This is a genomic window from Streptomyces sp. NPDC018026 (genome assembly GCF_044327745.1).
In the GTDB taxonomy this organism is placed as follows: domain Bacteria; phylum Actinomycetota; class Actinomycetes; order Streptomycetales; family Streptomycetaceae; genus Streptomyces; species Streptomyces rubrogriseus.
The window spans coordinates 72,930-88,871 of record NZ_JBIRFY010000007.1; the positions used below are offsets into that span (position 1 = coordinate 72,930).

A 15,942-nucleotide genomic window follows, 5' to 3' on the forward strand; every position below is an offset into this window, starting at 1 on the left:
GTCATGAGCACCGCGACCACCCCGAGCGCAGCCGACGACTTCGAACGTCACCGCCCCCGGCTGTTCGGCATCGCCTACCGCATGCTGGGCTCGGCCGACGAGGCCGAGGACGCGGTCCAGGACGCCTGGCCGCGCTTCGCCGGGGCCGACCGGGCGGGGATCGAGCAGCCGGGTGCCTGGCTGGCCAAGGTCGTCACGAACCTCTGTCTGACCCGGCTCACCTCCGCCCGCGCCCGCCACGAGAGCTACGTCGGCACCTGGCTGCCGGAGCCCGTCGTCACCTCGGACGGCACGCTGGGCCCGCTGGAGTCGGCCGAGCAGCGCGACGCGGTGTCCACGGCGCTGCTCCTGCTGCTGGAACGTCTCACACCGACCGAGCGGGCGGTGTACGTGCTGCGGGAGGCCTTCGCGTACGGGTACCGCGAGATCGCCGGGGTCCTGGACCTGACCGAGGCGAACTGCCGTCAGCTGCACCGGCGGGCGGTCCGGCGGGTGGGCGAGCCGGGGTCCCGGTTCGAGCCGGCGCCCGGGCTGCGGGACCGGCTGGTGGCGTCGTTCCTCACCGCGGCTCGCGAGGGCGACCTGGCGGGTCTGGAGAAGCTGCTCGCCGAGGACGTGACCTGGTGGAGCGACGGCGGCGGCAAGGTCTCCGCGGCCCGCCGCCCCGTCGAGGGCCGGGACAAGGTCCTGCGCTTCACGGTGGGCGGGATGCGGCGCTTCACGACGGACTGGGACCTCACCGTCGCCGAGATCAACGGCGCGCCCGCCCTGGTCGCCCATTCGGGCGAAGACCTGGTCGGCGTCCTCACCTTCGAGCTGCGCGACGGGGTGATCAGCGAGCTGCACGCCGTGATGAACCCGGACAAACTGGGATTCGCAGGCCGTCAGCTGGCCCGGCCGTGAGAAATCCCGCCCGGCGTTGTCACATTTCGCGGGTGCCGCGCGGTCCCAGCTGACGACAGGGCGCTCCACCCGGGAGCCCCCCACGTCCGACAGGGGCTGAACGGCATGACCACGATCCTGGTGACCGGCGGGACCGGAACGCTTGGCCGGCTCGTCACCGAGCGGCTGCGCGCCGCCGGACACGAGGTGCGGGTGATCAGCCGGCACAGCGAGCCGTACGCCGTCGACCTGCGCGAGGGCGGCAGCGGCCTGGACACGGCGCTCGCCGGGGTCGAAACGGTCGTGCACTGCGCCACCACGCAGCGCGGCGGGGACGAGCGGTCGGCGGCGAACCTGATCGCGGCGGCGAAGCGGGCCGGGGTGGCCCACCTGGTCTACATCTCGATCGTCGGTGTCGACCGGGTGCCGCTGGGCTACTACCGGTCCAAGCTCGCCGCCGAGAAGCTGGTGGAGGAGTCCGGCCTCGGGTGGACGGTGCTGCGGGCGACCCAGTTCCACGACCTGGTGGTGCAGATGCTGCAGGCCCTGGCCAAGCTGCCGGTCGCGCTACTGCCGGGCCACGTCTCCGACCAGCCGGTGGAGGTCGCGGAGGTCGCGGACCGGCTCGCCGAACTGGCCGCGGGCCCGCCCGCCGGGCGAGTGCCGGACATGGGCGGTCCCCAGGTGCGCACCTTCGAGTCGCTGGCCCGCGCCTATCTGGACGCGACGGGCCGCCGGCGGGCCGTGGTGAACGTGCCGCTCGCGGGGAAGACTTACCGCGCGCTGCGCGAGGGCGGGCACCTGGCTCCCGAGCACGCGGTCGGCAAGGGGACGTTCGAGGAGTACCTGGCGGCGCGGTTCGGCGGCGGGAGGGACGGGCGGCGCGGATGAGCGGACGGGCGGGGCTGCGGGCGGGGCTGGGACTGCTCGCGGGCGGCCAGGTGGTGCTGGGACTGTGGATCCTGCTGCTGCCCGAGCTGTTCTGGAAGTGGCCGTGGGTGTCGCGCCTGCCGCCCTACAACGAGCATCTGCTCCGGGACTTCGGCGGGGCGAGCCTCGCGCTCGCCGTGGTGCTGTGCGCGGCGGTGGCGACGATGGAACGCCGCCTGGTGCTGACGGCGCTGGTGGCCTACCTGGTCTCCTCCGTCGCCCACCTCCTCTTCCACGCCCGGCATCTGGAGCCCCTGTCGGCGGCGAGCGCCGGGGGCTTCACGGCCCTGCTGGGAGCGGCGGTCCTGCTCCCGGCGGTACTGCTGTGGCGGGCGGCGGCCGGCACGGCGTTCCGGGAGCCGGAGCCCGCGGAGCGACGGCCCGCGCGACGCCGGTCCACTCCCTGAGCCGGCCCGCGGCAGGTTCACGCGGGCGACGCACACCCCGCGACTCCCGCGGCCCCGGCCGCCTTCGGGACTCCCGGGCCCCCGGGCCCCCGGGCCACCTTCGGGCCGTCCTGTCCCGGCGCCCGGCCAGCCCGCACCGACGCCCCCTCGTGCCCGGGGGCGGCCATGTCCGGGCGCGGGCACGGACCCCACCGGACAGCGCCGCGGGCTATCGCTCCGGTGGTGCGAAGAGGTCGTCCTGCGCGCGGTCGCGGGCGGTGAGCAGGGCGCCGCGCAGTACCGCGCCGCCGCCCAGGGTGCTGGGCCGTACCTCCGTGGCCAGCGGTGACATGCGGGTGAGCCGGCGCTGGACGCGGTCGGCGAGGGCACCGGCGCCCGCCCGGCCGATCTCACCGGCGAGGACCAGGCAGCCGGGGTCGAGGACGGAGACGACGGCGGCGGCGCCGAGGACGACGCGGTCGGCGAGCGCGTCGAGGAACCGCTCGGCGGCCGGGTCGCCCCCGGACGCCGACCGGCGTACCGCCTCCCGGACCAGCGCGGCGGCGTGCGGCTCGGGCCCGGCGGGCCGGGCCGTCACTCCGTGCTCCGTCGCGAGGGCGGTCACCGCCGCCGAGCCCGCCACGGAGTGGAAGCCGCCGTCGCAGTCGGTGGCCGACGGCAGGCCCGCGGTGCCGGGCACCGGCATGAAGCCGATCTCGCCCGCGCCCCCGGACACGCCCCGGCGCAGGGTGCCGTCGAGGACGACGGCGGCGCCGATGCCGAGGCCGAGCCAGAGGAGGACGAAGGTGTCCCGGTCGCGGGCGGCACCGTCGCGCTGTTCGGCCAGGGCGGCGAGGTTGGTCTCGTTCTCCACGCCGACCCGCGCCTCGGGGAACTTCTCCTGGAGCGCGGCCATCAGCCGGCGATGCCACTCCGGCAGCCCGCTGGAGTCCCGCAGCTCCCCGCCGACCGGGTCGATCAGGCCGGGCGCGCCGATGCCGACGGTGTGCAGCCGGTCGGCGCCTGCCTCCTTGACCGCGCGCTCGACCAGGCTCACCGCCTGCTCCACCGCGGGACCGGTGCCGGAGTGGTCGTCGATGGGCACGGAGGCCTCCGCGAGGACCCGGCCGAGCAGGTCGGAGACGAGCACGGCGACGCCTTCGGTGCGCACGTCGAGGGCGGCGAGATAGGCGCGCTCGGCGACGATGCCGTACAGCTTGGCGTTGGGTCCGCGGCGCTGCTCGCCCGACTCCCCCGCCACCTCGATGAGTCCGGAGGCGGTGAGGCGTTCGACGAGGTCGGCGACGGTGGGCCGGGACAGGCCGGTCAGCTGCTTCAACTGCCCTGCCGTCAACGGGCCCTCCTGCTGGAGCAGATGAAGGGCGAGCCGGTCGTTGATGGCCCGGGCGGTGCTCGGGGATGCGGGCATGCCGGGATCCTTCCAGATCGGCGGCGCGGGGGCCGCACCGGTATTCCACTATCTATCAGGCAGGCTCCCTGATAGTTTACGCCGCGGATTGACGGACACGGAGGGGTGGACCATGAAGACAGGGACCTACGGGCGGCGCGAGGTGAAACACGCCCGGTACGCCGTGGCAGCCGTGTTCGCCGTGCACGGCTCCGTCACCGGCTCCTTCGCGACCCGCATGCCCTGGATCCAGGACCACGCCGGCGTGAGCGCGGGCCAGTTGGGGCTGGCGCTCGCCTTTCCCGCGCTCGGCGCGTCCCTGGCCATGCCGCTGGCCGGCCGCGTCAGCCACCGCTTCGGCGCCCGTGCCGCTCTGCGCGGCCTGCTGGCCCTGTGGACGCTGGCGCTGATCCTGCCCTCCCTCGCCCCGAACCTGCTCATCCTGTGTCTCGCCCTGTTCGCCTACGGCGCCGCGGCGGGCATGTCGGACGTGGCGATGAACGCCCTGGGCGTCGAGATCGAGAACCGCCTGGACAAGTCGATCATGTCCGGTCTGCACGGCATGTGGAGCGCGGGCGCGCTGATCGGTTCGGCGGCCGGGACGCTCGCCGCTCACCTGGGCACGGACGCCAGGACGCACCATCTCCTGGCCGCCGCGGTGCTGACCGTGACGGGCCTGGTCGCCTGCACGTGGGTGCTGGACCTGCAGCCCGCCGAGGACGAGGACCCGCCGCCGCGCTTCGCGCTGCCACCCAGGTCGGCGCTGCTGATCGGCGCGGTCGGGTTCTGCGCGGTGTTCGCGGAGGGCGCGAGCCTGGACTGGTCGGCGGTCTATCTGCGGGACGAGCTGGAGACCTCGGCCGGTCTGGCGGCGGCCTGCACGACGGGCTTCACGCTGACGATGGCACTGGCCCGGCTCGCCGGCGACAAGGTGGTGGACCGGTTCGGCGCGGTCCGCACGGTGCGGGTGAGCGGTGTGCTGGCCACCCTCGGCGGCCTGCTCGTCGTGGTCGGCGGCCATCCGGCGGTGGCGATGACCGGCTTCGCGCTGATGGGCCTCGGCATCGCCGTGGTCGTCCCGCTGTGCTTCGCCGCGGCCGGCCGGGCCGGCTCCAACCCGAGCCTGGCCATCGCCGGCGTCGCGACCATCACGTACACCTCGGGCCTGGTCGCGCCGAGCGCGATCGGCGGTCTGGCCCAGGCCACCAGCCTGGTGGTGTCGTTCGGTCTGGTGACCCTGCTGGCCTGCTGCCTGGTGGTGTTCGCGAGGGTGCTGCGGGCCGGGGACCGCAACCGGCCGAAGATCAGTCCGCCGGTCGCAGAAGTGCCCGACCGGCAGTCCTGAACGCCTCGCTCCACGGCGCCGGACGCAGCGTACGCGCGTCCAGCCGGACCAGCACCCGGGCGCCCCGGGCGTAGGTGGTGGCGCCGTCCGCCGAGCAGAACCGGAAGCCGTAGGTGAGACCGGTGGTGCCGAGCCGGTCCAGCCACAGGTGGACGGCGTACGCGCTGGGGCGGGTGACCGGCGCCTCGTAGCCGATCGTCAGTTCCCTGACCGCGTTGCAGGCGTCGCCCGCCGCCTCCCAGTCGCCCTCGAACCGGATGCCGTGCCCGGCCCACAGCTCCGTCCAGGCCCGCTCGACCATCACCGGGTAGCGGGCGTTGTGCAGCAGTCCGAGGGCGTCCAGGTCGTCGAAGTGGACGGTCACGGGGACGAGCCGGCCGTACGGCACGGTGGGCGGGACGGGGGCGGCGGGCGCTTCGGCGGTCACGGCGGACTCCTGGGTGGTGCGGGGTGATACGTGCGGGGTGTCGGCGCGCGTACGGGACCCTCACCATCCTAAGCGGACGCTCAGGACACCCTTCGGGGAAGGGTGCAGGTCAACCGCACGGCCGGGCACCCCTGACAATGGTCCGGTCAGACCTCGGTACAGAGAAAGCGAAACCTCACCATGGACCTCGGCGTGCGTTGGAAACTGCACGGGGACGGGAAGGTACCCGCCCCCGGAGCGGTGGTCCGCCCCGACGAACGGCTCTCCTGGCCGCGCACCGCCGGGCTCGGCGCCCAGCACGTGGTGGCCATGTTCGGGGCGTCCTTCGTGGCTCCGGTCCTGATGGGCCTGGACCCCAACCTCGCGATCATGATGTCGGGCGTCGCGACCGTCATCTTCCTGCTCGCCACCCGCGGCCGGGTGCCCAGCTACCTCGGCTGCTCGCTCTCCTTCGTCGGCGTCGCCGCGGTGATCCGGGCGCAGGGCGGCACCAGCGCCACGGTGACCGGCGCGGTCCTCGTCGTCGGCGTCGCGCTGTTCCTGGTGGGGCTCGCCGTGCAGCGGTTCGGGGCGCGGATCATCCACGCCGCGATGCCGCCGGTCGTCACCGGCGCGGTGGTGATGCTGATCGGCTTCAACCTGGCCCCGGTCACCGCGTCCACGTACTGGCCGCAGGACCAGTGGACGGCGCTGTTCGTGATGCTGTTCACCGGTCTCGCCGTGGTCTGTCTGCGCGGCTTCTGGTCCCGGATCGCGATCTTCCTGGGGCTGGTCTTCGGGTACGTCCTGTCCTGGGCCCTCGACCGGATCTTCGGGAAGATCCACTCGGTGGACGGCAGCGGCAAGCTCACCGACCACTGGCGGCTGGACTTCTCCGCCGTGGGCCAGGCCGACTGGATCGGGCTGCCGTCGTTCCACGGGCCGAGCTTCGAGTGGTCGGCGATCCTGGTGGCGCTGCCGGTCGTCATCGCCCTGATCGCGGAGAACGCCGGGCACGTCAAGGCGGTCGGCGAGATGACCGGCGACAACCTGGACGACAAGCTGGGCACGGCGATCTCCGCCGACGGCATCGGCTCGGTGCTCTCCACCGCCGTCGGCGGGCCGCCCAACACCACGTACTCCGAGAACATCGGCGTGATGGCCGCGACCCGGGTCTACTCGACGGCCGCGTACTGGGCGGCGGCCGGTTTCGCCCTGCTCTTCGGCCTCTGCCCGAAGTTCGGCGCGGTCGTGGCGGCGATCCCGGGCGGCGTCCTCGGCGGCATCACCGTCATCCTCTACGGCATGATCGGGCTGCTCGGCGCGCAGATCTGGATCAACGCCAAGGTGGACATGCGCAACCCGCTGAACCTGGTGCCGGCCGCCGCGGGCATCATCATCGGCGTCGGCAACGTCAGCATGGAGTTCACCGACACGTTCTCGCTCAGCGGCATCGCGCTCGGCACCCTGGTCGTCATCACCGGCTACCACGCGCTGCGCGCCTTCGCCCCGGCGCACCTCAAGACGCAGCAGCCGCTGCTTGACGAGGGCACGTCGTCGTACGACGCGAAGACCGGATCCGGCGGAGCCGGGTGACGGCCGCCCCGGTGGTGACGGCGGGGCTCAGCGCGCCAGGTCGTAGGCGTACGAGGGCGTGAAGGTCCCGGGCTCGCCGCGGCAGCCGTCCGACTCCCCGGGCAGCTTGACCCACAGGTAGGCGTCGATGCGCCCCATGCCGGTGGTGAGGGTCGGTGCGCGGCCGAGGCTGCGGCCCTCCGGGTCGCACCACTCGCCGTCGGCCGGGGCGCCGTTGCCGTTGCGGCTGGTGTCGATGACGGCACCGAGGCTCGCCGGACCGCCGAGGGCGTCGAGGACCGCGCGGTCGTAGGCGACCTCGTCGGCGGTGGCGTGGAAGTTGGAGACATTGCTGAAGACGCCGTCGGAGGAGTCGGCCGAGGCGGCACCGGCCTGTTTCAGCCAGCCCGCCTGCTTGGCGGGCGCGTGCCAGCCGGAGTGACCCGCGTCGTAGTACACCCGGGCGGCCGGGTTGGCGTCCTTCATGACCCGCCCGGCGCGGGCCAGGGAGGCGAAGCGGTCGGCGCGCCCACCGGCGGTGAGGCACTCGGACTGGGCGACCGAGTCGGGCTCCAGCACGACGATCACCTCGCCGGTGCCCAGCCCGGCGGCGAACCGGTCGATCCAGGCGTCGTAGGCGTCGAGGTCGGGCGCGCCGCCCTCCGAGTGGCCGCCGCAGTCGCGGTCGGGTATCGCGTACGGCACCAGGACCGGCACCCGGCCCCGGGCGGCGCCCGCGGCGGTCACGGCGCGGACCCGGGAGGTGATGGTGGCCGGTGTGTGGTCGGCGAACCAGACGGCGGCCGGGTGCCCGGCGATCCGGGACGCGATGACGTCCTGGCGCGGGTCGTCGGGGTGGGCCCGGACCCAGTCGAGGACCTGGGAGTCGGGGTGCCGGTAGAGCCGGGTGGCGGGATCCGTCGTCCGGGGTTCCCTCTTCGTGGAGCTCCGCTTCGGCGAAGGGGAGGAAGTGGGCTTCCCGGCGGTCGGCGACGGTGACACCGACGGCGACGCGGATCGCGACGCCGACACGGACGGGAACGGCGAGACGGGCAGGGCGTCCAGCCGCACCGAGTGGGTCACCCGCGGGTGACCGGCATCGGCACGGTCGGCGTCCTCGCCGCCCAGCGCGGTGAGCATCCCGGCGGCGGTCCCCACGGCGACGACGACGGACGCCGCCGCGACCATCGCACCGCGTCCTGCGGCCCGCCTGCGCTCGGCCCTGCGAGCAGCCCGGCGCCGGGCACGACGGCCTGACACGTACGGTCCCCCTCCCCCGCGCGGCGGGCGCGTTCCCCCGTTCTGGGGAAGCGTCGGGCCCGCCGGCACTCCCGTCAGCCTAAAGCTGCGACGCTGCGGCCATGGCGCACTGCGAGCAAGTCCCGACGGCCGCCTTGACGGTGGACACCGTCCTGTCCCGGATGCGCGCCCTCGACACCGCGCTGCCGGCCCGGGACGGAGTGGCCGTCTTCAACCGCGTCTACCTCGCCGTCACGGAGGCGGTGGACCGGCACATCGACGGCGGCCGGTTCGCGGACGCCTCGGCCGCGACCGCGCTGGACGTACGGTTCGCGGAGCGCTATCTGGCCGCCGTGGACGCGGCGGAGGAGGACCGCCGTCCGCCCGCCTGCTGGCGCGCCCTGTTCCAGTTCCGGCGCCATCCCGGGGTACGGCCGCTGCAGTTCGCGCTGGCGGGCATCAACGCGCACATCGGCCACGACCTCGCGCTGGCCGTGGTGGACACCTGTCGTACGCTCGGCTGCGAACCCGTCGACCTGGAGGACGAGTTCGACCGCGTGGGCGATCTCCTCGTCTCGCTGGAGGAGCGCATCCGCGACGAGCTGATGCCGGGTCCCGACGTCCTGCAGATCGCCGACCCGCTGACCCATCTGCTGGGCTCCTGGAGCCTGGACCGCGCCCGCGAGGCCACCTGGGCGGCGGCCCGAGCGCTGTGGGCACTGCGCCGACTGCCGGACGTCGCCGGGGAGTTCACCGTACGGCTGGACGCCGCGGTGGGCTTCGCGGGCCGCATGCTGCTCACACCGCTGCCGGACTGACCGCGGGTTCCCGCGGCGTGCGCTCCGGGTACTCCCGTGTGGTCGCTGTACGTTGCAACCGGTGGGTCCCGTGGGCAACCTGGTGGGAACCACGGGCAACATCGCACCCCGACTGCGAAGGAGCACCCCGGCTATGACGACCCGGCTCGGACTCGGCCTCCCCCAGATGCGGCAGTACGACATCGGCAAGGACGTCCCCGACGTGGCGCGCGCGGCGGAACGGATGGGCTACGAGAGCCTGTGGGTGTTCGAGCGCGCCCTGTTCCCGGAGCCCGCGACCCAGGGGCTCTTCGGCGTGGAGGGCCTGCCCTGGCCGGACACGTACCGGAGCGTGGCGGAGCCGCTGGTCACCCTCGCCCTCGCCGCCGCGGTCACCGAGCGGGCCCGGCTGGGCACGAGTGTGCTGGTCGCCCCGCTGCACGTCCCCTTCCAGCTGGCCAAGTCGCTGGCCTCGCTGGACGCGGCGAGCGGCGGCCGGGTGATGGCGGGCTTCGGTACCGGCTGGTCGCACGACGAGTACGCGGCGGCGTCCGTGCGGCCGTTCGCCGAGCGCGGCGCCGCCCTGGACGAGCTGATCGGAGTGTGCCGCGCGGTGTGGGGGCCCGATCCGGTGGTGTACGACGGCGAGGTCACGAAGATCGCGTCGGCCGTGGTCGGCCCCAAACCCGCCCGGCCGATCCCGATCCTGCTGGCGGCGGGCGGCAGCGGGCGGGCCCGGCGTCGCCTGGTCGACCACGCCGACGGCTGGCTGCCCACCGGCATGGGCGCCGAGACCGTCGCCGGGCAGTGGCGGGAGCTGCGGGAGCTGGCCGCCGAACGGGGCCGCACGGAACCGATCCGGACGGTGCTGCGGGTCAACACCCGCTACAGCGCCAAGAACTACGAGGGCTCCGACCGCCGTCCCTTCCAGGGCGGCGTCGACCAGATCGTCGAGGACCTGGCCGCGCACGCCGAGATCGGCCTGGACGAGATCCTCCTCGACGTGCAGAGCACCACGCGCGACGCCGGGGAACTCAAGGACGTCGCCGCCCAGGTCTACGAGAAGGCGCGGGCGGCCGGGATCTAGGACCCGTCCTGAGACTAGTCCTCGGGGAGTTCCACCGGCGCGATCTCCTCGTACAGGTCGCCGGGGCCGGGGTTGGTCGCGTCGGTCTCGCCGCCGAGGTGGTGCATGACGCCCCAGACCGCGTTCAGCGCGGTCTGGACGGCGCCCTCGGCCCAGCCGGCCGTCCAGGAGATGTCGTCGCCGGCCAGGAAGATGCCCCGCTTGTCCTCCGGCAGCCGTTCCTGCATGAAGTGGGTGAACAGGCGCCGCTGGTAGCGGTAGTGCCCGGGCAGGTTGGCCTTGAACGCGCCCATGAAGTAGGGCTCGTTCTCCCAGGAGACCGTCACCGGGTTGCCGATGACGTGCTTCCTGATGTCGACGTTCGGGTAGATCTCGCCGAGCGACTTCAGCATGACCTCCATCCGCTCGTTCGCGGACAGCGGCAGCCACTTCAGGCTGTCGTCGCACCAGGTGTAGGAGAGGCAGATGACGGCGGGCCTGTCCGGGCCGTCGTCGAGGAGGTAGGTGCCGCGGGTCATGCGGTCGGTGAGGGTCATCGACATGACGTCCCGGCCGGTGACCTCGTCCTTGTCGAGCCAGAAGGGCCGGTCGACGGGCACGAAGAGCTTGCTGGACTCCATGTAGTGGGTCCGCTCGATCGCGGTCCAGTGGTCGATCGGGAAGAGCGAGTCGTCGCAGGCGATCTTCGAGAGCAGCATCCAGGACTGAGCGGTGAAGATCGCCGCCCGGTAGGTGCGGATGTCGCCGTCGGCGTCGGTCACGGTGATGCGGTTGCCCGCGGTGCGGTTCAGCCGGGTCACGGCCGGGCGGGGCTCGCCGTCCGCGTGCAGGGACCGCAGGGAGGTGCCGTGCGGCCAGTGGACGATCTTCTCCGGCTCGCGCTCCCACAGCCTGAGCGGCAGCTGCTGGGAGCCGCCGACGATGCCGCGATGGTGGTCGTCGGCCTCGGTGTAGACGACGCGGAGGATCTCCAGGATGGAGTTGGGGAAGTCGGTGTCCCAGCCGCCGGTGCCGAAGCCGACCTGGCCGAAGATCTCGCGGTGCCGGAAGGACTTGAAGGCCTCGGAGTCGCACAGGAAGCCGTAGAAGGTCTGGTTGTCGAGCTTCTCGACCAGCTTCGCCCAGATCTCGCGGATGCGCGGGACGTCGCGCTCGCGCAGGGCGCGGTTCATGTCGGTGAAGTCGGCGCCCTCTTCGAGGCACTTCGCCCAGGCGTCGGCCACGTCCCGGTAGACCTGGGGCAGGTCGTCGAGGGTCTCGGCGTAGTGCGACTCGCCCTTGAGGTCGACGACGGTCGACGGCGTGGCCTCGGCGAGGGGGTTGGGGAAGGCCTGGGTCCGAAGGCCCACCAGGTCGATGTAGTGCTGGAGGGCGGTGGAGGAGGGCGGAAAGCGCATCGCGCCCATCTCGGCGGTCAGCGCGGGGTCGCAGCCGTCGAAGCCGACGGTGCGCAGCCGGCCGCCGATCCGGTCGGCCTCGTGGACGACGGGCCTCAGGCCCATCTTCATCAGCTCGTAGGCGGCCACGATGCCGGACAGGCCGCCGCCGATGACGGCGACCTCGGTGCCGTGCTCGGTGGCGGGTATCTGGCCGAGTCCCGCCGGGTGGGCGAGGAAGTCGTCGTACGCGTACGGGAAGTCCGGCCCGAACATGGTGATCGGCGGCTGCTGCTCGTCTGCGTGCTCGATCGCGTTGGGCACGGTGGACGTCATGGGGTGCGGACTCCTTGCACGGGTGGAACGGGGGTCGGGACGCGCGTGGCTGCGGGTCTCAGGCGAGGGCGCCGTAGAGGCCGGGGCGGCGGTCCTTCAGGTACGGGTTGGCCTCGCGCGAGGCGGCGAGGAAGGCCGGGTCGGCGTCGGCGAGGATCAGCTCCTCCGCCCGCCCGGCGCGGGCGCGGGCGACGCCGTCGGGCCCCGCGAGGACGGACAGGCCGACGAACTCGAACTCGCCCTCCCGGCCGACGCGGTCGACGTACGCGACGTACATCTGGTTCTCGAAGGCCCGCACCGGCACGACCGACTCGGCGACGAACTGGAACGGGTGCATCTGCGCGGTCGGCACGAGCAGCAGGTCGGTGCCGGCCAGGGCGTGGGCGCGGACGTTCTCCGGGAACTCGACGTCGTAGCAGATCATCAGGCCCACGGTGAGGCCGTTCAGCCCGGCCTGGACGACGGGCTGCCCGCCGGGGGTGAAGTGGTCGCGCTCGAAGCAGCCGAAGAGGTGGGTCTTGCGGTAGCCCGCGAGCCGGGTGCCGTCCGCGGCGATGAGCTGGACCGAGTTGTAGACGCGCTCGCCGTCCCGCTCGGGGTAGCCGTACGCGACGGCCAGGCCGTGGCGCCCGGCGATCTCCGCGACGGCGTCGGCCGCCTCGCCGTCGGCGGGCTCGGCGAGGACACCGATCGCGTCGCCGATGGCGTATCCGGTCAGGAACAGCTCGGAGGTGACGAGCAGCGCGGCTCCCGCGGCGGCGGCGCGGCCCGCGGCCTCGTCGAGGACCTTGAGGTTCTCGGCGGTGGAGCCGGGGCGGCCGGAGCTCTGGAGCAGGGCGGTGCGCATGCGTGTTCCTCACCGGTCGCAGGGGGGTTCGGGGGCCAGATAGACGGTACGGTCGGCGGACTCGGCCGGACAAGACGGACCTGTTGCGCACCGGTGAGCGGATCGTTGCGTGCCCCGGGCAGCGCACGGCGATTCGTTGCGCACCCTCCGGCGGGTGCGGTCCTCGTCCCCCGGGAGCAGACCGGGGCGGCGCTCCCCCGCCGCGCGGCGGAGGCGGCGCCCGTCCTGGGCGCGATGTGGTGCGGGCGCGGCGCCGGGACAGTGGTGACCGTCAAGTGGTGACCGTTCGGTTCACCGGCTTCGATCCACGGGAGACGACCGCCATGAAACGCCGTACCGCGACCGCCGCGCTCTGCGCCGCCCTGCTGCTCACCGCCGTCACCACGGGCGCGGCCGTCGCCGCCGGCCCCGACGGGAAACCGCACGACGGCCCGCCCCCGAGGGAGGCCGCCGCCCTGACCGGCACCGCCAAGCTGTACCGGTCGGCGGGGGACGACATCACCTTCAGCTTCGACGCCCATCTGGCGGCCGAGGACAATGAGGACCCCCTCAAGGCGACCGGGACCTTCCAGTTCAGCCACTACCTGGACGGCAAGGGCGCGCGGGCCGAGGCCACCGTGGACTGTCTCCTGACCGGCGGTGACGTGGCCGTCGTATCCGGCGTCATCACCGACTCCGACCTCCCCGGCGCCGAGGGGAAGCGGGTCGGCATCACCGTCCACGACCTGGGCCGCCATGACCGACTGGGTTACAGCTGGGCGGCGACGGGCAGCCCTGCGGAGGGCGGGGAGCTGCCCCGGTGCGTGGGGTCGGCGCCCTTCGAGAAGGTCAGGAAGGGGACCGGCGACTTCGACGTCGTGCCCTGGCAGCCGCGGCTGTAGTCCGGGCGGCGCCGGCCAGCAGCAGCGCCGTCAGGACGTACGGCAGCGCGGAGAGCGCGAAGGCGGTGCCGTGGCCCCACGCCGTGGCCGCCGCCGCGTAGGCACCGTAGGTGGCAAGGTTGCCCAGCTCGGTGCCGAGGCCGGCGACCGAGGTCAGGGTGGCCCGCCCGGTGTCGTCGATGCGCTGCTGGAGGCGGGCGTCGGCCAGCACGGTCGCCAGCTGGAAGCCGCCGAAGGCGAGCGCCACCAGGACCAGGGCGGCCGGTGTGCCGGCGAGGGCCCCCACGGCCAGGGCGAGCGCGGAACCGGTGAGCAGGGCGGCGAACCCGTTGGCGGTCAGGCGCTGCGCCGCACCGGCCAGCAGGCTGCCGGCCGTGGCTCCGGCCCAGATCACCAGCAGCAGCCAGGGCACGGTCTCGGCCGCAACGCCGGTGTCGTGCGCCAGCAGCGGCGTGTACTCGTCGAGCGCGCCCCACACCGCGGTCACGGCCGGTACGAGGAGCAGCGCGCCGCGCACGGACCGGTCGGCGCGGGCGTCGGCGAGTCCCGCGCGCAGGGTCGCGGACCAGCGTTCGCCGCCGCCGGAGGGTGTCCGGTGCTCGGGGAACCGGGTGGCCACGGCCGCCGCCGCCAGACAGGCGAGCACGCTCGCGGCGCCCACCGCGTCGTAGCCGCCCCGGGCGAACACCGGACCGGCCAGGCCCATGGCGGCCATGGTCGCGGCGATGCCGATGGCCCGGGCCCGGCCCATGACGCGGGCGTAGTGGCCGGCCGCGCCGGCCCGGTCGAGTTCGTCGTAGACCAGCGCCTCCAGCGCGCCCGAGCCGAGCGCGCCGCCCGCGCCCCACAGCACGAAGCCGAGCGCGAAGGCGCCGTAGGAGGGCACGAGCACCCACAGTGCGAAGCCGGCGGCGGTGAGCAGCGGGCCGAGGATCAGCAGCAGCCGCCGGGAGACGGCGTCGGCCCAGGCGCCGGAGGGCACCTCGAGCAGTACGCCGGTCAGCGACCAGAGGCCGAACAGCGAGGCCGTCTGCCAGACGGACAGACCGGTGTCGGCGAACAGCAGCGCGTACACCGGGTAGAGCAGGACGAACTCGTCGCAGAACGCGGAGGCGTACAGCGTGCGCACGAGCCGGCGGGTACCTGCGGGCGCGTGGGCACGGCCGGTCGGGGTGGAGAGAGTCATGAGGCCTTCCCGAGGGGGCGGATCGGACACCGGAGGTACGGCGTCCGGGGCGGCCCTCGGGAGGAGGCGCCACGGGTGGCGCGGGTGGCGCGGGTGGATCAATGTCGCCAGGTCATGGCACCGATGCTAGGGGGCGGGCGGCGCGCTGCCCACCGGATTACGTGGGCGAGCCCGACGAGAAGCGCCGCAGCAGCGGCGAGAGCACCAGCACGGACTTGGTGCGTTCCACGAACGGTTCCCCGGCGATCCGCTCCAGGACCCGTTCGAAGTGCCGCATGTCGGAGGCGAAGACCTGGGCGACCGCGTCGGCGTCCCCGGTGACGGTGGACGCGGCCACGACCTCCTGGTAGCGCTCCAGGCCCCGCTGGATGGTCTCGGGCGAGGTGTTGCGGCGGCAGAAGATCTCGACGAACCCCTCGGTCTCCCAGCCGAGCGCGGCGGGGTCGACCCGTACGGTGAAGCCGGTGATGGCGCCGGTGGCGCGCAGCCGGTCCACGCGCCGTTTCACGGCGGGCGCGGAGAGGCCGACCGACTGCCCGATGTCCGCGTAGGAGCGGCGGGCGTCCTCGGCGAGGGCGTGCACGATGCGTTCGTCGAGATCGTTCAGCACTGCGGGTCGTTCACTTCACTTCTGGTGCGTCCGGACCTCGGCGGGTCCGGTGCGGCGAGATGGGAGCGGCGGTGGCCGTACCCGAAGTAGAACACGAGCCCGACGCCCGTCCGGACACCCTCGGATCCGGGCCCGGTCAGTGACCGTCCGGCTCGCCCGCGGCCTCGCGTGCCTCGGCCGCGTCCGCGGCGTCGAAGCCGATCTGTCCGGGTTGGCCGCGGGCGGCCTCCTGGGCGTCGATCCAGCGCGTGTGCGCCTCCCAGGCGGCCTGCTTGCTGGTGCCGAGGGCGGCTCCGATCTGCGCCCAGGAGGCACCGGCCTCGCGGGCGGCGCGGACGGTGAGCTGGCGCCCGTAGGCGGCCTTGCGGGCGACCACCTCGCTCAGCGCGAGCAGTTCGAGGAGCTGGGGGCGGTCCAGGGCCTCGTCGTCGCTGCCGAACCCGGCGAGGGACTCGCGGGCGCGCAGCTCGTCGAGGCGGGCCACGGCGGTCAGCAGGGTGTGCTGCGGCTCGATGCTCTGCGGTGTCGTCATGCGTCCAGCGTCGTGGGGGGGGGGGGGGGGCGGCCCCCCCCCCCCCCCCCCCCCCCCGGCGGCGGGGGGGGCCCCCCCCCCCCCGCACCCCGGCCGCCCCCCCCGGCGCCCCCCCCGGG

General features: G+C 73.9%; 16 protein-coding genes. 8 read left to right on the forward strand and 8 right to left on the reverse strand.

Annotation, left to right across the window (positions count from 1 at the left end; genetic code table 11):
• Positions 1–3: 3 nt before the first annotated feature.
• The 3 genes from ACH4D3_RS22340 to ACH4D3_RS22350 all read left to right on the forward strand — a co-directional run bounded on the left by ACH4D3_RS22340 (position 4) and on the right by ACH4D3_RS22350 (position 2,219).
• Complete coding sequence (locus ACH4D3_RS22340) at positions 4–903, forward strand: RNA polymerase sigma-70 factor (RefSeq protein WP_398324519.1); 900 nt, start codon at positions 4–6, stop codon at positions 901–903.
• A gap of 105 nt (positions 904–1,008) precedes the next feature.
• On the forward strand, positions 1,009–1,773 hold the full coding sequence (locus ACH4D3_RS22345) for an SDR family oxidoreductase (RefSeq protein WP_398324522.1): 765 nt from the start codon (positions 1,009–1,011) through the stop codon (positions 1,771–1,773).
• Positions 1,770–2,219, forward strand: a complete 450-nt coding sequence (locus tag ACH4D3_RS22350; RefSeq protein WP_398324524.1) for a hypothetical protein — start codon at positions 1,770–1,772, stop codon at positions 2,217–2,219. Before ACH4D3_RS22345 ends, ACH4D3_RS22350 begins: the two co-directional genes overlap by 4 nt.
• A gap of 208 nt (positions 2,220–2,427) precedes the next feature.
• Here the strand turns inward: ACH4D3_RS22350 and ACH4D3_RS22355 are convergent, their stop codons facing one another.
• Positions 2,428–3,627, reverse strand: a complete 1,200-nt coding sequence (locus ACH4D3_RS22355; protein WP_398324527.1) for an ROK family transcriptional regulator — start codon at positions 3,625–3,627, stop codon at positions 2,428–2,430.
• 112 nt (positions 3,628–3,739) lie between these two features.
• On the opposite strand from ACH4D3_RS22355, the gene ACH4D3_RS22360 reads away from it, so the two are divergent.
• Positions 3,740–4,951, forward strand: a complete 1,212-nt coding sequence (locus tag ACH4D3_RS22360) for an MFS transporter (RefSeq protein WP_398324528.1) — start codon at positions 3,740–3,742, stop codon at positions 4,949–4,951.
• Here ACH4D3_RS22360 and ACH4D3_RS22365 read toward each other — a convergent pair.
• The gene (locus tag ACH4D3_RS22365) at positions 4,911–5,378 is read right to left on the reverse strand and encodes an acyl-CoA thioesterase (RefSeq protein WP_398324531.1); all 468 of its coding nucleotides are present in this window, start codon (positions 5,376–5,378) and stop codon (positions 4,911–4,913) included. The genes ACH4D3_RS22360 and ACH4D3_RS22365 overlap by 41 nt on opposite strands.
• A 180-nt stretch (positions 5,379–5,558) precedes the next feature.
• Here ACH4D3_RS22365 and ACH4D3_RS22370 point away from each other — a divergent pair, with 180 nt between their 5' ends.
• Positions 5,559–6,953: a uracil-xanthine permease family protein gene (locus tag ACH4D3_RS22370; protein ID WP_398324533.1), complete on the forward strand. Its 1,395-nt coding sequence runs from the start codon at positions 5,559–5,561 to the stop codon at positions 6,951–6,953.
• Positions 6,954–6,980: 27 nt separating this feature from the next.
• Here ACH4D3_RS22370 and ACH4D3_RS22375 read toward each other — a convergent pair whose 3' ends face one another.
• On the reverse strand, positions 6,981–8,120 hold the full coding sequence (locus ACH4D3_RS22375) for a glycoside hydrolase family 6 protein (protein ID WP_398325297.1): 1,140 nt from the start codon (positions 8,118–8,120) through the stop codon (positions 6,981–6,983).
• 173 nt (positions 8,121–8,293) lie between these two features.
• Between ACH4D3_RS22375 and ACH4D3_RS22380 the strand changes: the two genes are divergently transcribed.
• The gene (locus tag ACH4D3_RS22380) at positions 8,294–8,989 is read left to right on the forward strand and encodes a DUF5995 family protein (RefSeq protein WP_398324536.1); all 696 of its coding nucleotides are present in this window, start codon (positions 8,294–8,296) and stop codon (positions 8,987–8,989) included.
• Between the two features lie 133 nt (positions 8,990–9,122).
• Complete coding sequence (locus tag ACH4D3_RS22385; RefSeq protein WP_398324538.1) at positions 9,123–10,055, forward strand: LLM class F420-dependent oxidoreductase; 933 nt, start codon at positions 9,123–9,125, stop codon at positions 10,053–10,055.
• 14 nt (positions 10,056–10,069) lie between these two features.
• Here the strand turns inward: ACH4D3_RS22385 and ACH4D3_RS22390 are convergent, their stop codons facing one another.
• Together ACH4D3_RS22390 and ACH4D3_RS22395 are read right to left on the reverse strand one after the other, a co-directional pair.
• A complete protein-coding gene (locus tag ACH4D3_RS22390; protein WP_398324541.1) occupies positions 10,070–11,767 on the reverse strand; it encodes a flavin monoamine oxidase family protein in 1,698 nt (565 codons plus the stop codon).
• Between the two features lie 58 nt (positions 11,768–11,825).
• Entirely contained in the window at positions 11,826–12,614 is a 789-nt protein-coding gene (locus tag ACH4D3_RS22395) for a carbon-nitrogen hydrolase family protein (RefSeq protein WP_398324544.1), read from the reverse strand.
• 323 nt (positions 12,615–12,937) lie between these two features.
• Between ACH4D3_RS22395 and ACH4D3_RS22400 the strand changes: the two genes are divergently transcribed.
• On the forward strand, positions 12,938–13,495 hold the full coding sequence (locus ACH4D3_RS22400) for a Repetin (protein WP_398324547.1): 558 nt from the start codon (positions 12,938–12,940) through the stop codon (positions 13,493–13,495).
• Here the strand turns inward: ACH4D3_RS22400 and ACH4D3_RS22405 are convergent.
• The 3 genes from ACH4D3_RS22405 to ACH4D3_RS22415 all read right to left on the reverse strand — a co-directional run bounded on the left by ACH4D3_RS22405 (position 13,443) and on the right by ACH4D3_RS22415 (position 15,823).
• Positions 13,443–14,681, reverse strand: coding sequence for an MFS transporter (locus ACH4D3_RS22405; RefSeq protein ID WP_398324550.1), 1,239 nt, complete (start codon positions 14,679–14,681; stop codon positions 13,443–13,445). The two genes, ACH4D3_RS22400 and ACH4D3_RS22405, sit on opposite strands and share 53 nt — an antisense overlap.
• A 157-nt stretch (positions 14,682–14,838) precedes the next feature.
• Entirely contained in the window at positions 14,839–15,291 is a 453-nt protein-coding gene (locus ACH4D3_RS22410) for an Lrp/AsnC family transcriptional regulator (RefSeq protein ID WP_003977367.1), read from the reverse strand.
• 136 nt (positions 15,292–15,427) lie between these two features.
• The gene (locus ACH4D3_RS22415) at positions 15,428–15,823 is read right to left on the reverse strand and encodes a hypothetical protein (RefSeq protein WP_398324553.1); all 396 of its coding nucleotides are present in this window, start codon (positions 15,821–15,823) and stop codon (positions 15,428–15,430) included.
• Positions 15,824–15,942 lie beyond the last annotated feature (119 nt).

What these genes read in the sequence shown, in the direction of transcription:
- ACH4D3_RS22355 (WP_398324527.1), bottom strand. Translation starts at nt 3,627, where the DNA reads ATGCCCGCATCCCCGAGCACCGCCCGGGCCATCAACGACCGGCTCGCC.
- ACH4D3_RS22400 (WP_398324547.1), top strand. Translation starts at nt 12,938, where the DNA reads ATGAAACGCCGTACCGCGACCGCCGCGCTCTGCGCCGCCCTGCTGCTC.
- ACH4D3_RS22340 (WP_398324519.1), top strand. Translation starts at nt 4, where the DNA reads ATGAGCACCGCGACCACCCCGAGCGCAGCCGACGACTTCGAACGTCAC.
- ACH4D3_RS22360 (WP_398324528.1), top strand. Translation starts at nt 3,740, where the DNA reads ATGAAGACAGGGACCTACGGGCGGCGCGAGGTGAAACACGCCCGGTAC.
- ACH4D3_RS22350 (WP_398324524.1), top strand. Translation starts at nt 1,770, where the DNA reads ATGAGCGGACGGGCGGGGCTGCGGGCGGGGCTGGGACTGCTCGCGGGC.
- ACH4D3_RS22390 (WP_398324541.1), bottom strand. Translation starts at nt 11,767, where the DNA reads ATGACGTCCACCGTGCCCAACGCGATCGAGCACGCAGACGAGCAGCAG.
- ACH4D3_RS22385 (WP_398324538.1), top strand. Translation starts at nt 9,123, where the DNA reads ATGACGACCCGGCTCGGACTCGGCCTCCCCCAGATGCGGCAGTACGAC.
- ACH4D3_RS22375 (WP_398325297.1), bottom strand. Translation starts at nt 8,120, where the DNA reads ATGGTCGCGGCGGCGTCCGTCGTCGTCGCCGTGGGGACCGCCGCCGGG.
- ACH4D3_RS22345 (WP_398324522.1), top strand. Translation starts at nt 1,009, where the DNA reads ATGACCACGATCCTGGTGACCGGCGGGACCGGAACGCTTGGCCGGCTC.
- ACH4D3_RS22395 (WP_398324544.1), bottom strand. Translation starts at nt 12,614, where the DNA reads ATGCGCACCGCCCTGCTCCAGAGCTCCGGCCGCCCCGGCTCCACCGCC.
- ACH4D3_RS22380 (WP_398324536.1), top strand. Translation starts at nt 8,294, where the DNA reads ATGGCGCACTGCGAGCAAGTCCCGACGGCCGCCTTGACGGTGGACACC.
- ACH4D3_RS22405 (WP_398324550.1), bottom strand. Translation starts at nt 14,681, where the DNA reads ATGACTCTCTCCACCCCGACCGGCCGTGCCCACGCGCCCGCAGGTACC.
- ACH4D3_RS22370 (WP_398324533.1), top strand. Translation starts at nt 5,559, where the DNA reads ATGGACCTCGGCGTGCGTTGGAAACTGCACGGGGACGGGAAGGTACCC.
- ACH4D3_RS22415 (WP_398324553.1), bottom strand. Translation starts at nt 15,823, where the DNA reads ATGACGACACCGCAGAGCATCGAGCCGCAGCACACCCTGCTGACCGCC.